This is a genomic window from Nostoc sp. UIC 10630 (assembly GCF_010747425.1).
Taxonomy (GTDB): Bacteria; Cyanobacteriota; Cyanobacteriia; order Cyanobacteriales; family Nostocaceae; genus Nostoc.
In genome coordinates this window covers 86,328-111,578 of record NZ_JAAGOG010000005.1, presented here as the reverse complement: position 1 = coordinate 111,578, position 25,251 = coordinate 86,328, and the positions used below count along the sequence as shown (strand labels likewise).

The 25,251-nt window shown below is 46.3% G+C and carries 26 protein-coding genes and 1 pseudogene; 21 read left to right on the top strand and 6 right to left on the bottom strand.

Translation table 11 applies throughout. The features are described 5' to 3' along the window. Positions 1-7: 7 nt before the first annotated feature. The 5 genes from G1O98_RS03110 to G1O98_RS03090 all read right to left on the bottom strand — a co-directional run bounded on the left by G1O98_RS03110 (position 8) and on the right by G1O98_RS03090 (position 2,848). The gene (locus G1O98_RS03110; RefSeq protein WP_163927169.1) at positions 8-859 is read right to left on the bottom strand and encodes a hypothetical protein; all 852 of its coding nucleotides are present in this window, start codon (positions 857-859) and stop codon (positions 8-10) included. A 125-nt stretch (positions 860-984) separates the two neighbouring features. Beyond that, positions 985-1,374 (bottom strand): hypothetical protein, encoded by a 390-nt coding sequence (locus G1O98_RS39685; RefSeq protein ID WP_243458331.1) that lies wholly within the window; start codon positions 1,372-1,374, stop codon positions 985-987. Positions 1,375-1,398: 24 nt separating this feature from the next. Continuing rightward, positions 1,399-1,602, bottom strand: a complete 204-nt coding sequence (locus G1O98_RS03100) for a hypothetical protein (RefSeq protein WP_163927167.1) — start codon at positions 1,600-1,602, stop codon at positions 1,399-1,401. Next, a complete protein-coding gene (locus tag G1O98_RS03095; RefSeq protein ID WP_163927165.1) occupies positions 1,595-1,921 on the bottom strand; it encodes a hypothetical protein in 327 nt (108 codons plus the stop codon). Before G1O98_RS03095 ends, G1O98_RS03100 begins: the two co-directional genes overlap by 8 nt. Before the next feature lie 114 nt (positions 1,922-2,035). Next, entirely contained in the window at positions 2,036-2,848 is an 813-nt protein-coding gene (locus G1O98_RS03090) for a hypothetical protein (protein ID WP_163927163.1), read from the bottom strand. A 160-nt stretch (positions 2,849-3,008) separates the two neighbouring features. Between G1O98_RS03090 and G1O98_RS03085 the strand changes: the two genes are divergently transcribed. Next, positions 3,009-3,230, top strand: a complete 222-nt coding sequence (locus G1O98_RS03085; protein ID WP_163927161.1) for a ribbon-helix-helix protein, CopG family — start codon at positions 3,009-3,011, stop codon at positions 3,228-3,230. A gap of 47 nt (positions 3,231-3,277) precedes the next feature. Further along, the gene (locus tag G1O98_RS03080; protein ID WP_163927159.1) at positions 3,278-4,177 is read left to right on the top strand and encodes a hypothetical protein; all 900 of its coding nucleotides are present in this window, start codon (positions 3,278-3,280) and stop codon (positions 4,175-4,177) included. Here the strand turns inward: G1O98_RS03080 and G1O98_RS03075 are convergent. Next, positions 4,154-4,408, bottom strand: coding sequence for a hypothetical protein (locus tag G1O98_RS03075; RefSeq protein WP_163927157.1), 255 nt, complete (start codon positions 4,406-4,408; stop codon positions 4,154-4,156). The genes G1O98_RS03080 and G1O98_RS03075 overlap by 24 nt on opposite strands. Before the next feature lie 92 nt (positions 4,409-4,500). Between G1O98_RS03075 and G1O98_RS03070 the strand changes: the two genes are divergently transcribed. The 19 genes and pseudogenes from G1O98_RS03070 to G1O98_RS02975 all read left to right on the top strand — a co-directional run bounded on the left by G1O98_RS03070 (position 4,501) and on the right by G1O98_RS02975 (position 25,225). Next, positions 4,501-11,586, top strand: coding sequence for a PAS domain S-box protein (locus tag G1O98_RS03070; RefSeq protein ID WP_163927155.1), 7,086 nt, complete (start codon positions 4,501-4,503; stop codon positions 11,584-11,586). Positions 11,587-11,598: 12 nt separating this feature from the next. After that, positions 11,599-12,228: a response regulator transcription factor gene (locus G1O98_RS03065; RefSeq protein ID WP_163927153.1), complete on the top strand. Its 630-nt coding sequence runs from the start codon at positions 11,599-11,601 to the stop codon at positions 12,226-12,228. 202 nt (positions 12,229-12,430) lie between these two features. Beyond that, the gene (locus G1O98_RS03060) at positions 12,431-12,988 is read left to right on the top strand and encodes a DsbA family protein (protein ID WP_163927151.1); all 558 of its coding nucleotides are present in this window, start codon (positions 12,431-12,433) and stop codon (positions 12,986-12,988) included. A gap of 187 nt (positions 12,989-13,175) precedes the next feature. Continuing rightward, on the top strand, positions 13,176-13,358 hold the full coding sequence (locus G1O98_RS03055) for a hypothetical protein (protein WP_041457393.1): 183 nt from the start codon (positions 13,176-13,178) through the stop codon (positions 13,356-13,358). 420 nt (positions 13,359-13,778) lie between these two features. Then, positions 13,779-14,360, top strand: a complete 582-nt coding sequence (locus tag G1O98_RS03050; protein WP_163927149.1) for a nuclear transport factor 2 family protein — start codon at positions 13,779-13,781, stop codon at positions 14,358-14,360. 162 nt (positions 14,361-14,522) lie between these two features. Then, entirely contained in the window at positions 14,523-15,278 is a 756-nt protein-coding gene (locus G1O98_RS03045; RefSeq protein ID WP_163927147.1) for an SDR family oxidoreductase, read from the top strand. A gap of 17 nt (positions 15,279-15,295) precedes the next feature. Continuing rightward, the gene (locus G1O98_RS03040; RefSeq protein ID WP_163927037.1) at positions 15,296-15,448 is read left to right on the top strand and encodes a hypothetical protein; all 153 of its coding nucleotides are present in this window, start codon (positions 15,296-15,298) and stop codon (positions 15,446-15,448) included. Beyond that, positions 15,445-17,364, top strand: coding sequence for an alpha/beta fold hydrolase (locus tag G1O98_RS03035; protein WP_163927145.1), 1,920 nt, complete (start codon positions 15,445-15,447; stop codon positions 17,362-17,364). The genes G1O98_RS03040 and G1O98_RS03035 overlap by 4 nt, the downstream gene beginning before the upstream one ends. An 88-nt stretch (positions 17,365-17,452) precedes the next feature. Further along, complete coding sequence (locus G1O98_RS03030) at positions 17,453-17,605, top strand: hypothetical protein (RefSeq protein WP_163927036.1); 153 nt, start codon at positions 17,453-17,455, stop codon at positions 17,603-17,605. Positions 17,606-17,812: 207 nt separating this feature from the next. Then, on the top strand, positions 17,813-18,721 hold the full coding sequence (locus G1O98_RS03025) for an alpha/beta hydrolase (protein ID WP_243458330.1): 909 nt from the start codon (positions 17,813-17,815) through the stop codon (positions 18,719-18,721). A 413-nt stretch (positions 18,722-19,134) separates the two neighbouring features. Continuing rightward, complete coding sequence (locus G1O98_RS03020; protein ID WP_163927143.1) at positions 19,135-20,334, top strand: ScyD/ScyE family protein; 1,200 nt, start codon at positions 19,135-19,137, stop codon at positions 20,332-20,334. A gap of 34 nt (positions 20,335-20,368) precedes the next feature. Continuing rightward, positions 20,369-20,938, top strand: a pseudogene (locus G1O98_RS03015) (DUF981 domain-containing protein). Between the two features lie 50 nt (positions 20,939-20,988). Then, entirely contained in the window at positions 20,989-21,852 is an 864-nt protein-coding gene (locus tag G1O98_RS03010; RefSeq protein WP_163927141.1) for a dioxygenase, read from the top strand. Between the two features lie 30 nt (positions 21,853-21,882). Beyond that, on the top strand, positions 21,883-22,371 hold the full coding sequence (locus G1O98_RS03005) for a lipocalin-like domain-containing protein (RefSeq protein ID WP_163927139.1): 489 nt from the start codon (positions 21,883-21,885) through the stop codon (positions 22,369-22,371). A 347-nt stretch (positions 22,372-22,718) separates the two neighbouring features. Then, positions 22,719-23,195: a pirin family protein gene (locus G1O98_RS39680; protein ID WP_243458329.1), complete on the top strand. Its 477-nt coding sequence runs from the start codon at positions 22,719-22,721 to the stop codon at positions 23,193-23,195. Further along, positions 23,080-23,610: a pirin-like C-terminal cupin domain-containing protein gene (locus G1O98_RS41055; protein WP_345940522.1), complete on the top strand. Its 531-nt coding sequence runs from the start codon at positions 23,080-23,082 to the stop codon at positions 23,608-23,610. The genes G1O98_RS39680 and G1O98_RS41055 overlap by 116 nt, the downstream gene beginning before the upstream one ends. After that, positions 23,603-24,016: a hypothetical protein gene (locus G1O98_RS02990; RefSeq protein WP_163927137.1), complete on the top strand. Its 414-nt coding sequence runs from the start codon at positions 23,603-23,605 to the stop codon at positions 24,014-24,016. Before G1O98_RS41055 ends, G1O98_RS02990 begins: the two co-directional genes overlap by 8 nt. Positions 24,017-24,195: 179 nt before the next feature. Continuing rightward, entirely contained in the window at positions 24,196-24,861 is a 666-nt protein-coding gene (locus tag G1O98_RS02980) for a hydrolase (protein ID WP_163927135.1), read from the top strand. Positions 24,862-24,994: 133 nt separating this feature from the next. Continuing rightward, complete coding sequence (locus tag G1O98_RS02975) at positions 24,995-25,225, top strand: AraC family transcriptional regulator (protein WP_163927133.1); 231 nt, start codon at positions 24,995-24,997, stop codon at positions 25,223-25,225. Positions 25,226-25,251: the final 26 nt, after the last annotated feature.

The following is a 25,251-nucleotide window of genomic DNA, read 5'->3' as shown; positions in this document are numbered from 1 at the left end:
TTTTGATTTACACTGCCCCAGTCTTTACTGCTTGCAACTGCTGCATCCATGCGTTGATTGCTGTTAATTCATCAGCACCGCTAACAACAGCATCAACAACTTGGTTTTGATACAAAGATTCGGCATGATTAGGATACTCACACTTGTCTGCTGCCCAAGCCAAACACATTGTTTTTACCAGTTCATTAATCTTGGTAATATGAAGTTGACTTGGACGGTCAACATCCTGAAATTGCAACCACTCTCTGACTAAATCAAGTGGATAATCAAGCAAGGTGCGAATATTTTTGATTCGTAGGTCTTGAGGATGTACTGGTTGAGGAACTACGCTAAGTTTTGGTGGAGCTACTTTGGTTTCTGCTATAGGTGGGATAGTTAATGATGTGCCACCTAAGCGGGATTGAATGTCATTAATGAGAGTTCCCCAATCAGCATTTTTATTCCATTCTCTTTCAATTCTGGTTTTAGTTACTGCATCATATAGATTGCAGAAAACCGTATTTTGTTCACCAGCATTAGCAGCAATAATCAGTGGCTTAGAAAAATCCTGTACACCTGATGCAGCCAAGAGAAAGCTTTTGGTGAAGTTGGTTTCAACACCACTTCTGATGACATAAACTTCATCAGCATTGACTACAATATCAAGTTTGAGATTGTCTTTTTTTTGGAATTCTTTAGTCGTCAATCGCAGTTCACACAGATACCCAGTTAATGCTCTTTGGGAAACAGGGATGGTTTTCTCCCTGTCAATATCGTAGTGATACCAGAGATAAGATTCTCCACCTAACTCAGCATTTTTGACATATAAATAGATGGGTTCTGGAGGGTTGCATAAACCTAGTTTAATTTCAGTAACCATGTTCACCTCGGTTAAAGTTTTATTGATTGTTGTTCTGTGTGCAATAATGGGAATTCTGTAGCGGGAGAAAAACTTCCGTGCGTTCACTTGAATAAGCGGCACTCATTCAGATGAACGCTTTTGTATTAGGCAAAAGGTTCTCGATTCCGCTCTAGCTCCCATTGCAAATAAGTCAGTGCAGTTTGAGCATCGGCAATGTTTAAATCAGGTTGATATCCCAACTCTAGTAGTTGTTTGTAATCTGGGTGCGTAGCAATAAGGGATATCAGAGTTTGGGCTTGTTCAACTAATTGGTGTAGGTTGGGGTTAGACATTTCAATGCCAAGCCTGGAACATAAATCTTCCGCTTTTACACCTATTGTTCCTGCCTCAATCTCCGTTTCCAACTCTTCAAGTAAAGATTGAAAATTAGGGTGTTTATCGTTGATTTCAACTTCAAATAAATCTGCCCCCTTTGTAATAGTGGTTGCCCAATCGGGTAAAGTCTGTAGAATGGTCTTAGTGTAAAGTTTCATAATTGCTTCCTCTTCGATTAAGAGTTAAAAATCCTTGGTAATCTCTAACAAAAAACCGCGTCCCGTGTTCTGTACTTGCACCAGTTCTTTATCCAGCAGAGTTTGAATAACTGAATTTGAAACTTGGCATTGGAGAGAGTGCAGAGGAATACAACCACCACAAAGCCGAATCGAACGCAGCAGATGATTAGCTCTACGCTCAAAGTCGTTGTTTGCTTCCTTAGCCATTGTTTGCACCTCTGGTTAATACGGTTAACTGTCGGTTGAGAATGTTTATCTGTTGTTGATAAAAGTCAATCTCTGCGGTAATTTGCTGAAATAATTCTTCTGGTGTGAGCGGCTGAATTTGATCCTCTTTCAAGTACGATATCTCGTCAGAATTCTTGTTAGGCATCAATACATAACGCCATCCTTCATCAAATTGTTCAGCCAGTTCTGTACCATTCGGATAGTAATAAACTCCTAGAATCGTGCCTTGTTCTGTACGCTGTTCCAAAGTAAAGCGAGGGTAGCCCCAGTGTTGAGGGATTGAAATTGTGGGTTGCATTGATTTAATGGGGATTGGTGAATAAATAATTAGGGAAAGGGCAAAGGGGAAGGGAATGAAGAAATTTACCTTTTCCCCTTTCCCTTTAACCTTTTCCCAGGCGAAACCCAAGACTTACGCTGTGACTAACTCTGCTCTCTCCAGCAGCCGTTGCAATTTATCGCCAGTTAGCTGTTCTAAGGGTTGATCTAAAAAATATTCATCAAAAATGGATTTACCATCAGTAGACATGTCCACCATCGATAATGAGCGCACAGCATCAAGCACCGAGTTAGAATACTGCTGCTGGACTGAATAACGCCTCTTCACCCACCAGTTCCCGTCAGTGCATCCGACTTGCCCCAGTTTCACGCCCTTGTTGTTGTAAATGCCATCATCGAGAATTTCAAACCCGTAATTTTGGCACTTGTTGAAGATATGCGCCATGATTTGGTTTTCGGTCGTGGGGGGTGTTGCTTCTTGTTCCTGCACAGGTAATGAACCGTCTTTGTAGTGAGTGCAGATGAAGCGATCGCAACGCATTGGAGTGTTGGCACGAAATAATTCTTTATCGTTGACCATGACAACCCAGCGTTGCGTTAAGTGGTCATCGTCATGGGTGATGCTGGCTATCAGTTTGTCATCAGCGTAATATTCGTGATGGTTAAACGAGATTTCGACTATTCTGAGGGGTTCGGGAGCAACAGCTTGGGCTTGGTCAGCGATGTAGCTGTCGAGTTCGGCTTGGGCGGTGGCTTGGTTGTCGGGGGCAGCAGTAGTGAGTTTCTGAACCTTGCTTGACTGATAGTTAACAATGGCAGAAATCCAGGCATCCTTACAGCGTTTGTCAGTTACTTCGACTGTGCAGGCAATTTCGCTGTAGATTTGCTTAAGTCGGGCAATAGATTTCAGTTGCAGCTGTTGATGGCTGTAAATGGTATGTGTCATGATGGTATTTCCTGTTAAAGGATCAAAAGACGAGCGCACAAGTTTCCAAGGCGAGGGCGGTCGTCTTTTGCTTTTTGATATCTTTATAATATACACATATACACACATCGTCAAGTATGTATATAATCAAATCTGGTTGAATATATGTGTAGGTATTGATATGGTTAAAACGCTAGTGGCAAAAGATTATCGAGTTAAGCCAGGAAAATGGGGTGAAAGCAAGCAACGGGTTCAAATCATGTTGACTCCAACAGCGATTGAGCTTGTTGATGCTATAGCTGAACAGATGGAATTAACTAGAGCAGAAGTAATTGAGAGATTAATTCGTTCCAAATGTCTCAACCTTGAAACCTTAAAAGAGATTGCTGGGGATGACGATTAAAGAGCTTGCCAATCTTTGCTTTTGGTCTGTTTGACTACGAGTGATTCATGAACAACCCGCCCCGTAAGCGCAAGAAAGCCACCTCTACCGCATCCAGTGACGACACGCCACCAGATAACCTGACCCAAGAAGAAAACCCAGCTACAGCAACAATTACAGTTAGTGCTGTTGAAGTAACAGAGTTGACCCAAGAGGAGCAAAGCGATCGCCTACATCTGGAGAGGAAAGTGGAGCGGGCGTTCTTTGAAGCGGGGAAGGCGCTGGCGCAATTACGTGATCGCAGATTGTACCGCTCCACCCACAAGACGTTTGAGGAATATTGCCGCGATCGCTTTGGGCATAGTCGTCGCCAGTCTTATCTTTTAATGGATGCGGCTGTTGTTTTTGATAACTTGGTTGAAATTTGTGATCAATTTGATCACAAATTGCCCACAGCAGAGGGGCAAGTTCGACCCATGACAAAGCTTGAACCCCAGGAACAGCAGGAAGTGTGGCTAAAAGCAGTAGAAATTGCTGGTGGGAAAGTGCCAACTGGTAGAATTGTCAAAGATGTGGTGCAGCGCATCATGGAAAGGACGAAAGTACCAAACACATACCAAATTGGCGAAGTCTGCCAAATTCTTGTCAAAGACAACCTGGAACTGAGAGGCAAAGGTGGCTGCTGGGCAATTGTCAGCGCAGTGAATGACTTTAGTTGCACGGTGAGGATGTGGGATGGCGAGTACACCATTGGGTTGCAACACCTGAAGTCTTTCAACTACCTGCCTGCGGAATGTCAGCAGATGCAGGTGATTTGCGATCGCATTGCCAGGATATATTCCGATTCATTGGAGGAGACAGTCAAAAGCCTGTTGCAGTTATTGGGGAAGCTGAATCGACCAAATCTTACTGTTGTGGAAGAGAAATTATTGACGCTTCTGGAGTCAGAGTATGGGAGAATACCCTGAATAATTTTGGCAATTTGGCATCCAATGTCTTTGGGTTGCAGTTTCAATGGAGATATCACCACAACGGGACAGTAAGGAAGTTAAGTTGTACGAGGGATGTGGCAAAACTTTCCGCAACTGGTGTCCCGTGCTACGCCAGTTGTAAGCGTGAGTGCTGTAAAAACGCTCTACATATTGATACAGCGCTCGTAAGTGAACGCCATCAGTCTGCAACTGGCTAGAAATGAACAAAACCAAATAGGATTTCAGAAGATGAAAAATCTAGATAGCTGGATTGCTGTATAGTTTTGGTTATGCCAGATTATCATCTCAAGAGTTGCTCTATGATTGCTCTACCTGGTATTGCCATCCAAGACAAGATATATGAAAGTTCTAATTCTCTAGTGTACCGGGGCATCAGAGACGATGGAGTACGGCTCGTCGTAAAAATATTAAAGCTTGATTATCCCTCTCCCCAAGAACTAACCCGCTACAGACAGGAATATAAAATTACCCGTTCCCTAAATCTGGAAGGAGTTATCAAGGTATACAGCCAGCAGGACTATCAACGGACTCTGGTGATTATCTTAGAAGATTTTGGGGGAGAGTCCTTAGAGCAATGGATGCACAAGCGCCCAGATATCTTCTGCCCCATGCCTTTATCCACTTTTCTCGGTGTTGCGATCGCTGTTTGCGACATTTTAGGCAGAATTCATGCAGCCAATGTCATTCATAAAGATATCAACCCTGGAAACATAGTCTTTAATCTAGATACTGGCGTTGTAAAAATTATTGACTTTGGGATTGCGACCCAATTTAACCGCACGAATCCGACGTTCAAAAGTCCCCATGTGTTAGAAGGCACGCTTGCCTATCTGTCGCCAGAGCAAACCGGGCGGATGAACCGGATGCTCGACTATCGCACCGATTTCTACTCGCTAGGCGTAACCTTCTACGAACTGTTAACTGGACAGCTACCGTTCCCCACTCAAGACATCCTGGAGCTAGTTCATTGTCATATTGCCAAACCGTCGATTCCTGTGCATAAATTGAACGCCACAATTCCCAAACCCATTTCAGGGATAATTTTGAAGTTGATGGCAAAAAATGCGGAGGATCGCTATCAAAGTGCCTGGGGCATCAAAGCGGATCTAGAACGCTGCGCCGGGCAACTGGCAGAAATGGGTCAGATCAACGCCATGTCGTTGGGACTGCAAGATGTTTCAGAACAGTTTTGCATTCCTCAGAAACTGTATGGACGAGAAGCCCAGACTAAAGCATTATTGGCGGCGTTTGACAGAGTGGCAGGAACGGGGAATGTTGGCGAAGCCCAGCGACCAGAGGAAAGCATAGGAAATTCTCAATTCAAAGTCGAAATGATGCTGGTTTCTGGCTATGCGGGAATTGGCAAATCAGCACTAGTGCAGGAACTCTACAAATCCATCACAGCAAAGCACGGCTATTTTATCTCTGGTAAATTTGACCAATTAGGGCGTAATATTCCTTACAGCGCGATCGCCCATGCCCTGCAAAAACTGGTGCAACAACTGCTAGGTGAACCCGATGAGCAGTTGCAACAGTGGCGATCGCGTCTGCTCTCAGCTTTAGGAAGCAATGGGCAAATCATCATTGATGTCATTCCGGAAGTTGAATTAATTATTGGCAAACAGCCACCCGTACCCGAAGTTGGAGCAACGGAAGCTCAAAATCGCTTTAATCGAATCTTTCAAAATTTTGTGCGGCTGTTTTGTTCAAAAGAACATCCACTGGTCATCTTCTTAGACGATTTACAATGGTTCGACTCCGCAACGCTGAAGTTAATCGAGTTAATATTACTCGATGAGCAAACCCAATATCTGTTTTTGATCGGAGCCTATCGAGATAATGAAGTGACCTCAACGCATCCGTTGGTTTTGACGCTAGAGAGCCTGCGAAAACAGGGAGCAATACTTCAGGAAATCATTCTGACCCCCTTAACATTGGAATCGTTGAGTCAATTGGTAGCTGAGACATTACATCACAATCCTGAAACTGTTCGTTCCCTAGCCCAAGCTGTGTCACGTAAAACCGAGGGCAACCCGTTCTTTGTTGGTGAATTTTTGAAACTGCTGTATGGCGAAAATCTGTTAGTCTTTGATACACAACGGTTGAGCTGGCAATGGAACCTGGCTGAGATTGAAGCTCAAGATTTTACTGACAATGTGGTGGAGTTGCTGCTGCGTCAGTTGCAGAAATTACCGGAAGCAACACAGCAAATTCTCTGTCTGTCCGCTTGTATTGGAGCTGAATTTGATTTAAAGACGTTAGCGATCGTTTGCGAAAAATCACTGAAAGCAATTTTCCAGGATCTACTAGCAGTAATACAAGCGGGATTAATTCAACCTCTGTCTGAATTGGACGAAGATTTGTTAGTTCAAGAGTATAAGTTTCTGCACGATCGCGTTCAGCAAGCGGCTTATGCTCTGATTGATGAATCACAGAAACAGGTTGTTCATCTTCAAATCGGTCGCAATTTGCTCGAAAAAACTTCACCAGAGCAACGATCTGATCGGTTGTTTGAAATCATCGATCATCTCAATCAAGGACTTGAGCTAGTCACTGCTCGATCAGAACGAACTGAAATTGCCAGATTGAATTTAATGGCAGGTCAGAAAGCAAAGGCAGCAATGGCTTATGAAGCAGCTTTTAAGTATTTCAATACAGGGTTTCACCTCCTCAATTCAGAGAGTTGGCAGAGCGAGTATGATCTCACCTTAGCGCTGTACTCAGAAGCAGCAGAAACGGCGTATCTCCAGGGTCGCTTTGATGAGATGGAACAGTTGATAGAAGTGGTACTCGCTCGTGCCAAAACAGTGGTTGACAAAGTGCAGGCTTACGATAGCAGAATTCAAGCGTTTTTGTCACAGGGCGATCTAGAAGAAGCACTTAAAATTGGACTGGAAGTGTTGAAGCTCCTGGAAGTAGTCTTACCGGAAAATCCAAGTCAGGTCGATGTTCAGAGGGGATTGGAGGAAACGACTGCACTGTTAGCTAGACGAGAAATCGAAGACTTAATTGATCTACCAGAGATGACTGCACCAGAACCGCTAGCAGCAATTTATATCCTGGCGAATATTGGGGCGGCTGCATTTATCAGGTCACCAGCACTATTCATGCTGACTACTGGCAAAATGGTAAATTTATCGCTCGACTACGGTAATGCTGCCTGGTCACCACTGGGTTATGTTGGCTACGGATTTATTTTATGTGGAGCCGTTCAAGACATTGAACTCGGCTATAAATTGGGTCAATTGGCTCTAAGTTTGGCAGAACGATTGAATACCAAAAGAGGCAATGCTAAAGCATTACAGTTATTTAGTGACCATGTTATGCAATGGAAGGTACATCTTAGGGAGACGATACCACTGCTGGTTGAGGTGTATCAAAACGGAGTGGAAACCGGAGACTTTCAAATCGCTGGCTATGCTGCATATGACGTGTGCTACAACTCGTTTTTCGTTGGTGAAGAACTCACCCAACTGGAACAGAAAACGGCAACCTACAGCAAAGCGGTTGATCGAATCAGACGGGAAAGCCCCTCGACTTGGATTGCAATCGTGTGGCAGACCATTCTTAATTTGTTAGATCGGTCTGAGAATCCCAGCCGCTTAATGGGTGGGGTATGTGATGAAGAGCAAGGGTTGCCACATGCGATTGCAGTTAAAGATGGAATTGCAATTCAAATGTTTTATTTACACAAAGTTATGTTGTGTTATCTCTTTGAAGAAGAGCGCCAAGCTGCACAAACTGCTGTTTTGGCAGGGCAACATTTTGAAGAGGCAACAGCAATCAGGATTTTACCTTTATTCTGTTTCTACCATTCTTTGGTGCTTTTGAGCCTATCGCTCGATGCTTCAAACTCCCAAAGAGCAGTTTGGCTAAATAGTGTGACCACCAACCAAGAAAAGATGCAAAAATGGGCAGAACACGCCCCGATGAATTATCTCCATAAATTTCATCTGGTCGAGGCAGAGAAAGCGCGAGTTTTAGGGCAATTCTTTGAGGCCGAGGAACTTTATGAACGAGCGATCGCAGGTGCTGCTGAAAATGAGTATATCCAGGAAGAAGCATTAGCTTATGAATTAGCGGCTAAACATTATCTGGTGCGAGGTCGGTCAAAAATTGCTCAAACTTATATGAAAGAGGCGCACTATTGCTACGATCGCTGGGGCGCAACCGCTAAAGTTAAAGACTTAGAAAAACGCTATCCACAGTTCTTTTCTCAGTCGTCTAGAGCCGCTTCCACATCAATTCCTATTACTGCTGAAACTATCCCTAATCCCTTCCATACCGCTTTCGATTTAGCAGCAGTGATGAAAGCTTCACAGGCGATTTCTCGTGAAATTGAACTGAAGCAACTGCTGCGCTCACTGATGCAAACTTTAATTGAGAATGCTGGCGCACAAACCGGATATCTGATTTTAGAAAACTCAGGAGAATGGTCGATTGAAGCGGCTTGTGAACTCAATGCCAATGAGAATGCTTGTGCGACTCAGGTGTTACAGTCTATTCCAATTGCCGATCAATTGCCAGAATCAATCATTCAATATGTGATTCGGACTCTGAAGCCTGTCACCTTAAATGATGCGACTCGTGAAGGTGCTTTTATTAATGAGCCATACATTCAACAGAACCAGCCTCAATCTATTTTCTGTTTGCCGCTGCTGAATCAAGCCAAGCTGGTCGGTGTATTGTATTTAGAAAATCGGTTAGCAACTGGAGTATTTACACCAGAGCGATCGCAGGTCTTGCAGCTATTATCGACTCAAGCAGCGATCGCCATCGAAAATGCCAACCTTTACTCAGAACTGCGGGCTAAGGAAAGCAAGATTACCCAGTTCCTTGAAGCGATTCCGGTGGGAATTGCGATCGTGGATGCGATGGGTCGCCCTTACTATACCAACCAATACGGCAACCAACTCACGGGCAAAGAAACTGATACTTCCATAGCACCGGAGCAGATCTCAGAGGCTTATCAGCTTTACGTAGCGGGAACGGATCAAATCTATCCAGCGGAGAGCTTGCCTACTGTGCGGGCATTAAGGGGCGAACGCATTAGGACTGAAGATATAGAAATTCGTCGAGATCGTGTCTCAATTCTAATTGAGGCACGGGGAACACCAGTTTTTGATCGACAGGGCAATATCACTTATGCGATCGCTACCTTTCAGGACATTACAGAGCGCAAACAAGCCGAGAAACTCCTAGCCGACTACAACTGCACTTTAGAGCAACAGGTCGCAGAACGAACTGCTGCGTTACAACGCAGTGAAGCCAATTACCGTAACCTGATTCAAACTGCGAATTCAATCATCCTTCGCACGGATAGGCAAGGACGAATTCGATACATGAATGACTATGGACTGAGCTTTTTTGGTTATGAGGAAGATCAGATTTTAGGGCATACCCTACTGGAAACAATCGTTCCAGAAACCGAAACATCTGGACGTAATCTCAAGCAGCTTGTTCACAATCTGTTTCAAAATCTTGAAGATTCCTTGCCTCAAGCTTACCTGCAAACCGAGAATGAGAACCTTTGTCGAGACGGTAGACGGGTTTGGATTGCCTGGTCGAATCAAGCCATCTTCAATGACCAGGGAGAGGTCGTTGAAATCTTATCGGTGGGCAATGACACCACCCAGCGTAGACAAGCAGAAGAGGCATTACAACGCAGTGAAGCTAAGTTCCGCAATATTTTTGAAAACTCACAGGTTGGCATCTTCCGCACCCGCCTCTCGGATGGATTACTTCTCGATGCCAATCAACGCTATGCCAATCTGCTTGGCTTTGATTCATCAGAGGAGATGATTGGGCTTGAACACGCCACAGACTACTATGTAAATCCCAGCGATCGCCAACAATTCCTTGAGGTGCTGAAGCGGGATCGGGAAGTGCGAAGCTATGAAGCACAGGGGCGAAAACGAGATGGGACAGTGTTTTGGGGACTTTTCTCTGCTTATCTGAATGCAGACGATGACTACATTGAAGGGGTGATTGCGGATATTAGCGATCGCAAGCAAGCAGAAGCCGCTCTACAAACGAGTGAAGAACGACTACGCTTAGCATTAACCGCTTCAAATCAAGGACTCTACGATTTCGATTTAAAGACTGAAGAAAGAATTGTTAACCCGGAATACGCTTTAATGCTGGGCTACGATCCAGCAACATTCCACGAAACCATTCCTGAATGGATTGCTCATTTGCATCCTGATGACAGAGAATCAGTTGTCGCAACCTACCGTGCTTGTATTACTGGAGAAATCCCCAACTTTCAAGTAGAGTATCGCCGTCGTACCCAGGATGGTCAGTGGAAATGGATTCGTTCTGTCGGCAAAATTGTTACCTGGAATGAATCCGGTGAACCCATCCGAGCGTTGGGAGTTGTTACGGATATCAACGATCGCAAGCAAGCAGAAGAGGCCCTACAAGCCTCAGAGTCAAAGCTACGGACTCTCATTAAGGCAATCCCCGATCCATTATTTGTAATGACTGCTGAAGGGCGATTTCTTGAAATAATCGTACAGGAACCAAATCTGCTATGGCAACCCTTTGAGGAGATGATTGGTAAAACCATGCATCAACTCAGAGAGGAACAAGCCGATCAATTTCTAGGTTATATTCAGCAGGTGCTGAGAACCCAACAAATCCTCACAGTCGAGTACAGTGCGTTTCTAAGTGGACGAGAAGCCTGGTTTTCGGCTCGCATTGCCCCAATCGACCACGATCAGGTGATTTGGCTGGCGCGAGATATTACGGCGCTGAAGCAAGCAGAAGAAGCCTCAATTTTAGAGGAGCGCAACCGCATGGCGCGTGAAATTCATGACACACTCGCTCAGGCGTTTACAGGCATTCTGGCTCAGGTGGGAGCTGCAAAACAGGTGCTAATGGATGATGTAGAAGCAACTCAGGCACACCTAGACCTGATCAAAGAATTGGCGCGAACTGGACTGTCTGAAGCGCGGCGATCGGTCGTCGCGCTCCGTCCTCAGCTTTTGGAGGAAGGCAGTTTACAGAGCGCTCTACATCGTCTCGTCGCTCAGACTAGAGCTGCCGCAATGGATACCACTTTGTATTATGAGATTGAGGGTGCAGTGTATTCTCTACCCACTGAAGTCGAGAATAACTTACTACGAATTGGGCAGGAAGCATTAACTAATGCGATTAGATACGCCAATGCTGACGAAATTCGAGTGGAGCTAGTCTACGATCGCGACCAGTTTTGCTTGCGCGTGAGAGACAATGGACAGGGCTTTGGAGTTGGCAGTATTTCAGCCTCTGAGGGTTTTGGCTTACTCGGCATGAGCGAACGGGCTGAGCGCATCGGCGCACAACTCACGATTAGGAGTCAACCTGGACAAGGAACAGAAATTATTGTCACCGTCAACCTTTGAGTGAGCATTACAATGAGCCAAGCTACGACCATTCGGGTTCTGATTGCGGACGATCACGCCATTTTTCGGCAAGGATTAGCCACGATTATCAACCGTGACCCAGATATGCAGGTGATTGCACAAGCCGAAAATGGGGAACAAGCGATCGCCGCCTTTCGGGAACACCAACCAGATGTAACGCTAATGGATCTGCGAATGCCTGAAGTAGAGGGGGTCGCCGCCATCAGTGCAATTTGTGCTACTGCTAAATCTGCTCGGATTATTGTACTGACCACGTATGATAGTGACGAAGATATTTATCGGGGATTGCAGGCAGGCGCAAAAGGATACCTGTTGAAAGAAACTGAACCTGACGAGCTTCTGAATGCGATTCGCACCGTTCATCGGGGTCAGAAGTATATTCCGCCCGATGTGGGAGCAAAGTTAGTACAGCGCCTCAGCAATCCAGAACTGAGTGAAAGAGAACTAGAAGTACTCCGCTCGCTGGCACAGGGGATGAGTAACGCTGATATTGCGGCTGCTTTGAGCATCGGTGAAGGCACGGTTAAATCCCATGTCAATCGGATTTTGAATAAGTTGGATGTGAGCGATCGCACCCAAGCTGTGATTGTTGCCGTTAAGCGCGGCATTGTAAGTTTGTAGGATGTACTTTCGATCAAATTCGGATTCTAACTTAAGTTAGAGCCTACCTTCTATCTTAAGAAGGAGCGGCTGCTCCATCAAATTACAGCCTAAAAATGTTAACTCACTGTAGACGACAACTAAAACCCAATTGCTTATATTGAATTCATGTGGATTGAGCAAGTGAATCGCAAGGTTCCATGCTTGATACAGATGTAGAAAGATGATCGACGACCATAGTTCCAGTTCTTTAGTTGTGCCAGCTTCAACCCAAGATCACAGTCAAGGTGTGCTAAGTGCCGCCGTGGTATTAGTGATGTATGGGGATTATCAATGTCCTAGAAGTGCAGCCGTTTACAAGCTGATTAAAATCATTCGGCAAGAGCTTACGGTTTCTTTTGGAGAGGATTATTTATGTTTTATCTTCCGCCATTTTCCACAGATCCAGATTCATCCACAGGCACAACGGGCAGCCCAAGCAGCCGTTGCCGCCGCCGCCCAAGGAAAGTTTTGGTTAATGAGCGATACTTTATTTGACCATCAACAAAGGTTGGAGAACGGTTATCTTGTCGAGTACGCCAATGATTTAGGGCTTGACATTCCTCAATTTCTCAAAGAGTTGTCTAAACAAGTGTATGTCGATCGCATCAATGAAGATATCGAAGGCGGAATACAGAGTGGAGTGACGACTACCCCAGCCCTGTTTATCAATGGAATTCGGTATACCGAGCGCTGGAACACGACGGAGTTGATGGCTGCCATGATTGCTGCAAGTTATTAAGTTCCCCGATCTTTGCTCTCAATTCATATCTGACTTGCCTGTAAGTGCTGTAAGCCATCTAATTTTGATGGCTAGATTTTGCCTGTTTCACTGAACAAATTTGCCGCTTTTTGAACCATGCCAACAACTGAATTCCTGCGTATTGATTTAGTGAATTACAAATCGGTATTTCATTGAGGATAGTTCTATGACGCATTCACTAGTACAAGGCAAGAATAATTCTGGGCATGAAGGTACACCTCAGACTGGTTCTCTTCGCGACTCCTCAGTTAATCATGCCCTGATTGCGATCGCGCAAGAAGTCACTGAGTTGCTGAGACAAACTTACCCGATACAAACTGACGAAATTGAAACAGGAGAAACAGAATGATACTGCAAGATAAAGTGGCGTTAGTCACTGGCGGAACTTCAGGAATTGGTCGTGCAACCGCGTTAGCGTACCCCTACGGGGAAGCAAGCTACGCGTAGCGTTCCGTAAAGCCTGCGGCATAGCTACGCTTAGGGCGCAGCCTCTCGTAGAGAAGGAAAGCTTAACGTTTGCGTAGCGTCTCGCAGAGAAGTTATCGCATTTGGTGCTGCTGGAGCAAAGGTAGTATTCTCAGGCAGACGCGATGCAGAAGGTGAAAAAACTGCCAAACTGATTCGTGAAACAGGCGCTGAATGCTTATACGTTCATTGAAACAAGTTCACTAACATCACAAAAATCTGACAAATCATTTTAAGAATCTGAAAGCAGTCAAGCATTGGAACTCAAGACACTTTAGATAGATAGAACCAGGAGTATTTAATCATGGTCAAAGAGCAAACTGTAGACGGACAAGCTTCTTTACAAGCAACTACCAATTTGACACCAGCCCAGGAGTCTTTGCAAGCACTTTGGGAAGAGCATTTACAGTACGAGTTTGGCACTCACAGTACTGAAGATGCCCTCGCTACGATGGTTGAAGATGCTTACGTTAACCACATCCCGGTAATGACTGGGGGAGTCGGGAAACCAGCACTGCGCGAGTTTTATTCCAAATACCTCATTCCACAGATGCCGCCGGACACGGAGTTGACCCTAATCTCGCGCACGATCGGGACAGATCAACTCGTGGATGAAATGGTGGCTAAGTTCACTCATACTGTTTGGATGGAATGGATATTACCCGGCGTTGCTCCCACCGGAAAACGGGTGGAAGTGCCAGTAGTAGCGATCGTCCAGTTCCGTGACGGCAAACTAGCCCACGAACACATTTACTGGGATCAGGCAAGTGTATTGCTTCAAGTCGGCTTGCTCGATCCGGGTACACTTCCCGTCGTGGGCGTTGACAGTGCGCGTAAGGCGATCGATCCCAACTTACCTTCAAACACACTAATCGATCGCGACTAAATGTAGGAGCCAGCAAATATCAATGCCTAAACCCGCCATTTTGCAATCAGGATCGTACTCATCCTGGTTGTAGGAGGTGCTTCTTATTGCTGGCCCCTACACGTATTGCTCATTGAGTTTTTGACAAAGTGACACAGCCATTCACAACAAGAGGTAACTATCATGATGCTGAAAGACAAGGTTGCTTTGGTGACTGGCGGAACATCGGGCATCGGTCGAGCAACCGCGATCGCTTATGCCCAACAACAAGCAAAGGTGGTGGTAGTTGGTCGTCGAATTGATGAAGGTGAAGAAACGGTTCGATTGATCAAAGAAGCTGGCGGAGAGGCTATTTTTGTGCAAGCAGATGTCACGAAAGAAGCCGATGTTAAAGCAATGGTTGATAAAACGGTTGACGTTTTTGGTCGGTTGGATATTGCCTTTAATAATGCAGGAACTGTCGGCGAAAATCCCTCACTGATTGAGCAAACAGAAGCGGAATACGATCGCATTATGAACATCAATGTCAAAGGCGTTTGGTTGTCGATGAAATATGAAATTGCTCAGATGTTGAAACAGGGAAGTGGTGCAATCGTCAATACATCATCTGGGGCTGGAGTCGTTGCACTTCCTGGCGTACCCCTCTACACCGCGAGTAAACATGCAGTAGTAGGTTTAACAAAAGCCGCCGCGCTCCAATATGCCAAAGCGGGTATTCGCATTAATGCCGTTGCACCAGGGTCAATCGAAACAGATATGTTTGAAGCAGCTACAGGTGGGCAGGATGAGGTCAAAGCTTATATAACAGGACTTCACCCGATCGGACGAATTGGAACACCGCTTGAAGTTGCAAATGCAGTTCTGTTTTTATCATCTGACATGGCATCGTTCATAACAGGTGAAACGTTGATGGTAGATGGTGGGTTTGTAGCGCAGTAGTCGAACGACAGTGCGAGATGACAACACTTGCAGGCAAAGTTGCACTGGTAACGGGTGGTTCTCGCGGTTTAGGGACGGCGATCGTAGGGTATGCGAAAGGTGTCCAAGATTCCAAATCTGAGTGTCGAAGTTCAGTCGGAAGAAAATCAAAAAAGAGAATTGTACGATGAAAATACGCTACGGGTTTCGACAGGTCGGCGATGTCGAAGTGTTCTACCGCGAGGCGGGGTCAAGCAATGCGCCAATGATACTGCTGTTGCACGGCTTTCCGACCGCTAGCCACATGTTCCGCAACCTGATCCCTCTGCTTGCCGATCGCTTTCGGCTCGTCGCGCCGGATCTGCCTGGTTTCGGACAGACTAAGGCACCGCCACGCGGGATGTTCGACTATACGTTCGACCACCTTGCCGACGTAATCGAGGGCTTCGTCGATGCTTTGTCGCTCGATCAATACGTACTCTACATCTTCGACTACGGTGCGCCAGTAGGTCTGCGTCTGGCGATGCGCCATCCTGAACGGATATCTGCGATTATCTCGCAGAACGGCAACGCCTACCTTGAGGGTTTCAGTGATGAATGGGGATCGTGGGAGACCTATTGGCGCGAACCGAGCGCAGCGAACCGGGAAGCCTGCCGCTCCTCGCTCACGCCAGACACAATCCGGAATTGGCAGTACGGTATCGGAGCCGATCCAAACCTTTTGTCGCCCGACGGCTACGAACTCGACATCGCCTACATGGGGCGAGCGGGCGCGGAGGAGATCCAGCTCGATCTGATCCTCGATTACCGCAGCAACGTCGCGCTCTATCCAGCCTTCCAGTCCTACTTTCGTGAGTACCGTCCGCCGCTTCTCGCCGTCTGGGGTCGTCATGATCCGGCGTTTCTGCCCGCTGGTGCTGCCGCTTATCAGCGAGATCTCCCGGATGCAAAGATTCATCTGCTCGATGCCGGACATTTCGCGTTGGAGACCCATGCGGAGGAGGTAGCAACGTTGATCCGCGCGTTCCTCGACAGCACGATCGGTTCCACGCTGCGTCTTGAAAGGGAGAACTTACCTACGCTGAGTGGTATCAAAATTCCGTCACTGTTTATTCTAAATCAAGGAGAGTTGGCACAGATGGAATCTATGAAAGCAGCCGTATTAACTGCGTTTGGTGATGCTGAGAAGTTTGAGATTCAAACGGTTCCCACACCAACACTGAAGGCGAATCAGGTGTTAGTCAGAGTTTGTGCAACCTCGATTAACCCGGTCGATTACCAAACTCGTCGTGGTGATTACAAGGAACTGGTTCAATTACCCGCCATCCTTGGAGTCGATGTTTCAGGGGTGATTGAGGCAATTGGCAAAGCTGTGACTGATTTCAAGGTGGGAGACAACGTGTATTACTCGCCGCAAATTTTTGGAGAATTCGGTAGCTACGCTCAGTATCATGTGGCTGATGCAGCGATTGTTGCATTGAAGCCTGCAAATCTATCGCACATTGAAGCAGCTTCTTTTCCGCTTGCAGGCGGAACGGCTTGGGATTGTCTAGTGACTAGGGGCAACCTACAAGTTGGTGAAACAGTTCTCATCCATGCGGGTGCGGGTGGAGTGGGTTCGATCGCAGTTCAACTCGCCAAAGCGATCGGGGCATACGTTTTTGCAACGTGTAGTTCTAGAAACCGAGATTTCGTGACAGAACTGGGCGCAGATCGGGTGATTGATTACAAAAATGAAGATTACGTAGAAGTCATTCGTCAAGAAACAAATGGACTGGGTGTGGATTTAGTTCTAGATACGATCGGTGGAGAAACAATTCAGCGTAGTCTAGAAATCATTCGTCCCTTCGGTAGGCTTACAAGCATTGTAGACATTGCAACTCCGCAATCGCTTTTTGAAGCATGGGGTAAGAATCTGACGATTCATTTTGTGTTTTCACCCCAGTACCGAGCAAAATTAGAGGCTTTGACAAAACTCATCGAGCGTCATCAGCTTCGCCCAGTGATTGATTCAGTATTTTCTTGGGATCAGGTCGTTCTGGCACATCAGCGTCTAGAGCAGGGAGGAACACGGGGCAAAGTTGTGCTGAAGTTTACAGAAAATTAGACCAGCTTTACGGCGTTGGTAATTGCTAAACGGATCGGAGTTTAATTGTGTGCCGAAGGTCAATATTGATTGGGACAGGAGAAACAGGATGATACTGCAAGATAAAGTGGCTTTAGTTACTGGAGGAACATCGGGAATTGGTAGAGCGTTAGCGTTCGCGCAGCGTTCCGTTGGCGCAGCCTCTCGTAGAGAAGGAAAGCTTAACGTTCGCGTAGCGTCTCGCAGAGAAGTTATCGCTTAAAGCATCCAATTGAACAGAGGAGAGATTCAAATGTCAGCCAAAAATAAAGCAATCTTAGAAAAGGCAAACGCGGCGATCGCCCAAGGCAACAATGAAGGATTCTTGTCGTTCTGAACCGATGATACGCAATGGATGCTTGCCCCATCTTTGAAGTCTGCTTAACACAGCATTGTTAAGACGGTGCTCGATCGCTGCATAACAATTGTGATGCAACAGACAAAAACACATCATCAATTTACAACGGATAAACCTCTCATGCCTTACATTACCGTTGGTCAAGAAAACTCTGCAACCATCGATCTCTACTACGAAGATATTGGGACAGGTCAACCGATTGTTCTGATTCATGGATTTCCATTGAACGGACATTCCTGGGAGAAGCAGGTTTTAGTTTTACTGAATGCAGGATATCGAGTAATTACCTACGATCGCCGAGGATTTGGCAACTCCAGTCAGCCCTCATCTGGCTATGACTACGATACCTTCGCCGCCGATTTGAATACACTCATGACCAAGCTTGACTTGCAAAATACCGTGCTGGTCGGTTTTTCAATGGGAACAGGTGAAGTCACACGTTATCTTGGCAAATACGGCTCAGAGCGGGTGCAGAAAGCCGTGCTGATGGCTCCCGTTCCACCGTTTCTGTTAAAGACAGACGACAATGCAGAGGGTGTTGATCAAAGCGTTTTCGATGGCATTATGAAAGCGATTGTTGACGATCGTCCAGCTTATTTCTCTGCCTTTTTCAAAGAGTTCTTCAATGTTGATGTATTGCTTGGCGATTCTCGTTCCGAGAGGCTACGCCAACGCATCAGCAATGAAGCGATCCAAGCCAGTTGGAATGTGGCAGTAGGGGCTTCTGCTAAAGGGACTTTGGACTGTGTACCCTCCTGGCTCACCGATTTCCGCGATGATCTGCCCCGCATTGATGTGCCGACTCTGATTATTCATGGAGATAGCGATCGGATTCTGCCCCTTGAGTCCACCGCAGCAAGACTTCCAAAGCTGATTAAAAACAGTCAACTGGTTGTCATTCCCGGCGGGCCGCACGCCATCAACTGGACTCATGCTGATCAGGTCAATCCCTTGTTACTGGACTTTCTTCAGCAGAAATAATCAGTGACCTGCCGGATTCCTGTCCTGTGAAAAAACGCTGTGATTCATCAGTTGAGTCAGGCTCAAATGATACACATGAATGGCATTAAGTTAAGCTGAAGGGTAGGTGGCGTAAGGATTGCAGGGATGCAGAGGGGAATTTCTAAATATCTGAACGCAATGCCTAAAATTTCTTCTTTCTCCTCTGCTCCTTTGCTCAAGAGCACAAGAGCTGCCTCAACGATTTTCCCTTTTCAAGCGTGCCATTCCTTCCAGGAGCAAAGTCGTCGTCGTCAGCATATGAAATAGATGCTGTTGTGAAAGAGTATTTCTGAAGCCAAAACTGGGGCTACAAAGCAATGCGACAGGCATTTTTGCTTCAGTTTTTGTCCGCTATTGAGGATAGAGTATCGTAAATTCAAAGGAGGAAAATTATGTCTGCAACAGTAGAAACGCCACAGATATCGCGAATTGAAGTGCTGGCATCCGGTCTGGATAGTCCACGTAAGCTGAACTTTGGACCTGATGGGGCACTTTATGTTGCCGAAGCAGGACGAGGGGGGACAGGTGCCAGTATTCCATCTCCAACTCAACCGGGCGCGTCTGTATTCTATGGTGCAACAGGTGCAATTACCCGGATTCAAAACGGTGTTGTAAAACGAGTCGTAACTGGACTACCATCGCTGGCATTACCCGATGGATCGGATGCAGCAGGTGTGAATGACATTGAGTTTGATGCCTATGGAAACGCCTATGCGATCGTTGGTCTTGCTGGTAATCCAGCTAATCGAGATAACCTTCTACAAGTTCCTGATTTTAGCCAGTTGCTCGCGATCGATAACTTTGATGGTGGTGCTTCCTGGACAAGATTGAGCGATTTTGGTGCTTATGAACAAAATAACAACCCTGATGGGCAAAACGTAGACACCAACCTCTATGACTTGCTGATTGCAGATAATATAGCCTATGTCGTAGATGCAGGTGCCAATGCTTTGCTCTTTCAGCGAGCCTTTGGTGGCGAACCGACTTTAGAAACCGTCTTTCCAACTCGTACCACGACTGATCCACTCACAGGTGAAGCCGTGGTGCGGCAGCCTGTCCCCACCTCAGTTACCGTTGGCCCTGATAACGCTCTCTATGTTGGCGAGTTGACTGGGTTTCCTTTTCAAGCAGAAACTGCACAAGTTTATCGCATCAATGCTGAAGGTCAACCGGAAGTCTATGCAGGGGGATTTACGCATATCGCCGATCTGGCCTTTGATAAATTTGGCGGTCTATATGTCCTGGAATATGATGCGGATGGAATCTTGAATGGAAGTGACGCAGGTGCCCTGATTTATGTGTCTCCAAATGGTAAAACTCGCACCACGATCGCGGATGATGAGCTAATTAATCCGACAGGTCTAGAAATCGGTTCTGATGGTGACATTTACATTTCCAACAAAGGCTTTATCGCAGGACAAGGAGAGGTGCTGCGGTTGAGTTTAGAGAAGGATATAACCTTCGGTTGTGCTCCGCCGTATGACCTGGTGAAGCACTGCATAATGGCGATCTCGGCAGATAGCGATCTGGCGAATGTCTATTATCCTCTGTTGAGTCATTCGTTTCCTGTCCAATTATATTCAGGAGCTTGAACAGTGACAAAACCGAACATTTGCAGGAGGTCTAATGTTTATCGATTACCTTACACTCATGCTGATTAATCTATCGGCTGGACTCGCTCTGTTAGCTAGTTATGTGTATTTTGGTCTTGGTACTTCAAATCAGAAACGCTGGATTCCTGGTTTTGGTGTAGTCGGTGCGATCGCTTTAGTCACTGGCTTACACATGACTTTTACCTGGCCCATTATTGGTAGTTTCAATGTTGCCTTTGGTGAAACAACTGTTCTGTTTGGCATTTTGTTTGTAGGAACTTCCCTAACTCTGGCAATGGGTTGAGAATTATTTACCCTGGGCATTTATGGATTCTTTGCAGGACTGGTATCGCTTCTAATTGGCTTTCGCATCATAAACCTGGGAATAACACAACTTCCTTTGCTGTCAGGAATTGGGTTCATTCTCGTTGGCTTAGGAGGAATTTTTTCTGTACCAACCCTCTCTCTCAAATCAACCCGGCTCTTGCGAACTATTGGAGCAATTGTGTTAAGTGTGGCAGCTCTCATCTTTGCTTATATCGGATTGACTGCCTACTGGGCGCATCTTGCGGACTTTTCGACATGGAAGCCCCTGCCAAGATAGTCGCCGTAAAACAACCATCATTAATCACGTAACTAAAAAGGAGTTTGATCGTGCAGAAAATCACACTTGACACTATCACTGAAGCCGTCATTAATCATGGCGATCGCGGCAAATCTCACCCGCGACTGTATGAAATTTACACGAGCTTCGTTCGACATTTGCATGACTTTGTGCGTGAGGTGAATCTGACTAAATCAGAGTTGCAGCAGGGACGTAATTTTCTCAACCGGGTCAGTCATCACACTCAGGAGATTCCCGCTGGAGAAATGCAGGCGTTAACAGATCTACTCGGAATCTCAGAGTTGGTAGAATTACTGCACGATGCCCATCGCGGTACAGAAAGCAATTTAGAAGGACCATTGTATGTACCGAATGCACCAGAACGGCAGATGGGCGATCGCTTGGGTATTGATGCAGAAGGAGACTCACTTTTCCTGTCAGGCAGGGTTTTAGATGTGAACGGTCAACCGATCGCCAATGCTCTGATTGATGTTTGGCAACCCAATTCCAAAGGATTATATGATGTCCAAGAGCCATCTCAGCCGTTGGGGAATTTTCGCGGACGTTTCAAAACGAACAAGATTGGAAAGTATATGTTTGAAACCGTCGTGCCACTAGGTTACAAAGTGCCAAGCAGTGGTCCATCTGGCGAATTGCTGCGACTCTTGGGACGGCATCCTTGGCGGGCGGCTCACATCCATTTCAAACTCAGTGCTCCGGAGTACACTCCGCTGACAACACAAATTTTTATGGCTGGCGATCCTCACCTGGATTCAGATACAACCTTTGCCGTGCGATCAGCGATCGTTCAATTGCAAAAGCACGAAGCACTAGACGAACTCAAGGCACACAATCAAAGTAAACCGTTTTACACGACTGAGTTTGATTTTGTGTTGAAACCCGCTACTCTCTAGCGGAGAATCATCAAGCAATGGTTGCACATTATGTCTACACCATCAATCCAGAACAATCCGCTAATTGGCATTTGGAAGTTAATTTCTGCAACTGCCATTTACGCTGATGGAACGGTGACTCCAGACGTGTATGGAACTCATCCGGTTGGCTACATCACTTACACATCAGATGGTCACATGATGGTGATGTTTTCTAGGAGCGATCGCTCACCGCTGAGTCAGGAGGTCAGATCACCGCTGACTCCCCAGATGCAATCTTTACCCGTGGAAGAGCTTGCTCAAGCATTTACAACATTCAATGCTTACGCTGGAACTTATACGTTGAGTGGCAACACAGTAACTCACCAGATCAAAATTGCGTCAATTCCTAATCGCGTTGGTACAACGTTAGTTCGCACCTTTACTCTTAATGAGAGCCGACTAACGCTCGTGACGCCGCCAGTCTTGAGTGATGGTGTTGAAGCGGTTTTTGAGCTGCTGTGGGAACGCATTATAGCAAGGGGAGTTCGTTGTCGATAACGAAGTAAAGGCAAGTACGATCACTTTTCACTCACTGAAAACGTCGTTATCCTCGGTTATGTCGACGGACGAAACTGGCTCACTGGCGAACGATCGATTGCCGCTCCCTACTTGTTCGTCATTCTGCGCTGGGCGATCAACACTCAGGCTGGTTGTCATTCCCGGCGGGCCGCACGCCATCAACTGGACTCACGCTGATCAGATCAATCCCCTGTTGCTGGACTTTCTTCAGCAGGAATAATCAGTGATCTGCTGCATTTCTGGCTTGCGAAAAAACTCTGTGATTCACCCCGTTGAGTCAGGCTCAAATGATACACATACTTGTCTAGTTCTGAAGAGGCAATTCTATGACTGTCCCCACTCAAACGTCTCGAACCGTTGCCGGAGTAATTAATAGCGTTGAAACACTTGAAGGGGCTGGATTTCTTGTACGTCGGCCCTTTCCCAAAAGTAGCTTCTCTGAATTTGACCCGTTTCTCCTCCTCGACGAGTTAGGTCCGATCAATCTAAAGCCGGGTCAGGCAAAAGGTGCACCCGATCATCCGCACCGGGGCTTTGAAACCGTCAGCTATGTCTTGGATGGACGGTTAGAACACAAAGATTCTGCGGGACACGCCGGGCTACTAAATCCGGGTGATGTCCAGTGGATGACAGCAGGTGCCGGGATCGTGCATTCCGAGATGCCGGAGTCAATGTTTACCCAAACGGGTGGGGTTCCATGGCATTCAACTATGGGTCAATCTGCCACAACGAGACAAAATGATGCCACCCCGCTATCAGGAAATTCCAGCGGCTCACATTCCGGTAGCTCAAACCGAAGATAAGTCTGTGACGGTGCGGGTGATTGCGGGAGAAGGGTTAGGGGCAAAAGCCGTAATTCAGACGCGCACGCCGATAATCTACCTCCACTTCACACTGCAACCAGGGGCAACGATGATCCAGCCTGTACCAAAAGAGTACAACGCCTTTGTCTATGTACTGGAGGGGTCTGGGTTGTTTGGGACAGAGTCAGCGCCTGGTGATGATGGGCAGATGGTGCTCTTTTCTCAAGATGGAGAGGATGTAGTGATCTCCAACCCTGCTGATGCTCAGCGTCCTCTAGATCTTCTGCTGATTGCAGGTGTACCCCTTAACGAACCAGTCGTGCGCTACGGTCCGTTTGTAATGAACACTGAAGCTGAAATCACCCAGGCGATCAACGACTACCAGGAAGGAAGGATGGGACGGATTGATGCTTAACACATCTCAATATCAAATTAGTCAACATCAACGCTTGAGTGAGTTACGAATCAAACTACTGCATCTGCACAAGCTTTTACTAGAGACTGAGCGCCTTACCTATGAGCAAGTTCGAGGGCAAGTTTCTAGAGGTGAATTGCTACAACTGGTGATTAGTCATGAGCAGTTTGCCTGGTTGCATCGACTCTCAGCATTGATTATCCAAATCGATGAGTTGCTTCATGCCGATGAATCTGTTACACCAGAGGCAATTGAAGCGATCAACAGTGACATTCGGACACTGCTCAGCCCCGATGAATCGGGCGACGAGTTTGCCATGAAGTATAACACGGCGCTTCAACGCCACCCCGATGTCGTGTTAGCTCATGCAGATGTCATGATGTTGCTGACCTCTGACAGTATTTAACCCGCTTAACCACAGTCTGGAATTGCTTTGGGAACAGCTTTTGAGGATCTGCCTAAAGATTGGTTATGTCCAGTCTGTGGCGCGAAGAATGTGAAAAAACTGTGTGATTCACCCCGTTGAGTCAGACTCACACGCTAGGGCGTGTCTGAAAAGTAAACATTGAATGGAGACTTATAGCGATGTCTAAAAATTCAAAAATCGGACTGGAAGGACTGCTTCGTCCAGAAGATAGCATCTTGGTACTGATTGACCACCAGCCTTACCAGTTCACCAACCTGAACAGCCATGAACCTACGATGATCATTAACAATGTGATTGGTCTTGCTAAATCGGCAAAGTTATTTAACGTACCCACAATCCTGACCACAGTCATTGAAGAAAGAGGGGGTTACATCATCAAGGGACTACAGGATGTTTTTCCCGATCAAAAACCGATCAACCGCACTTTCATCAATACTTGGGAAGATCCAAACGTTACAGATGTAGTGAAGAAAAGTAGCCGCAAACAACTTATACTTGCTGCACTTTACACCGAGATCTGTCTCGCAATGCCAGCAATCCAGGCGCTGGGTGAAGGTTATGAAGTATTCATCGTTACCGATGCTTCGGGCGGTGTTACTGCGGAAGCTCATGACATGGCGGTTCGCCGGATGGTTCAGGCTGGTGCAGTTCCAATCAACTGGATGGCTGTACTTGCTGAATGGCAACGTGACTGGGCACGCACAGAAACATCTGCGGGTGTATCAGAGATTCTTCTTGAGCATGGCGGTGCTAGTGCGGTTGCCCTTGCATGGGAACTTCAGCTCCTTGCAACAACCGCTCCAGTAACCTCAGGTGAACACTAATACTTGAGGTTTCCTCTACGGAAACAACCAGTAAAACAGGAGACAGTATTTTGAAAAAGATAAAATACTGTCTCCGTCTCAAGCGTTAGTGATTCATCTATTGCGCCACTATTCTGAGGTCGTACAAATTATCATGCCTGAGAATAGAAGCTTAACTTACAGCCAATTGCAGCAGGCGATCGATTACATTCATGCTCATCTGAATCGTGATTTATCCTTAGCCGAACTGGCAAGTGTAGTTAACATCAGCCCGACTTACTGTGCAAGTTTGTTTAAGCGAATGATGGGGATTTCGCCCCATCAGTACGTAATTCAACGGCGCGTGGAACAGGCAAATTTCTCCTCCAAAATTTACAGATTTTGAACTTGCTCCGATTGTGTAATTGCAAG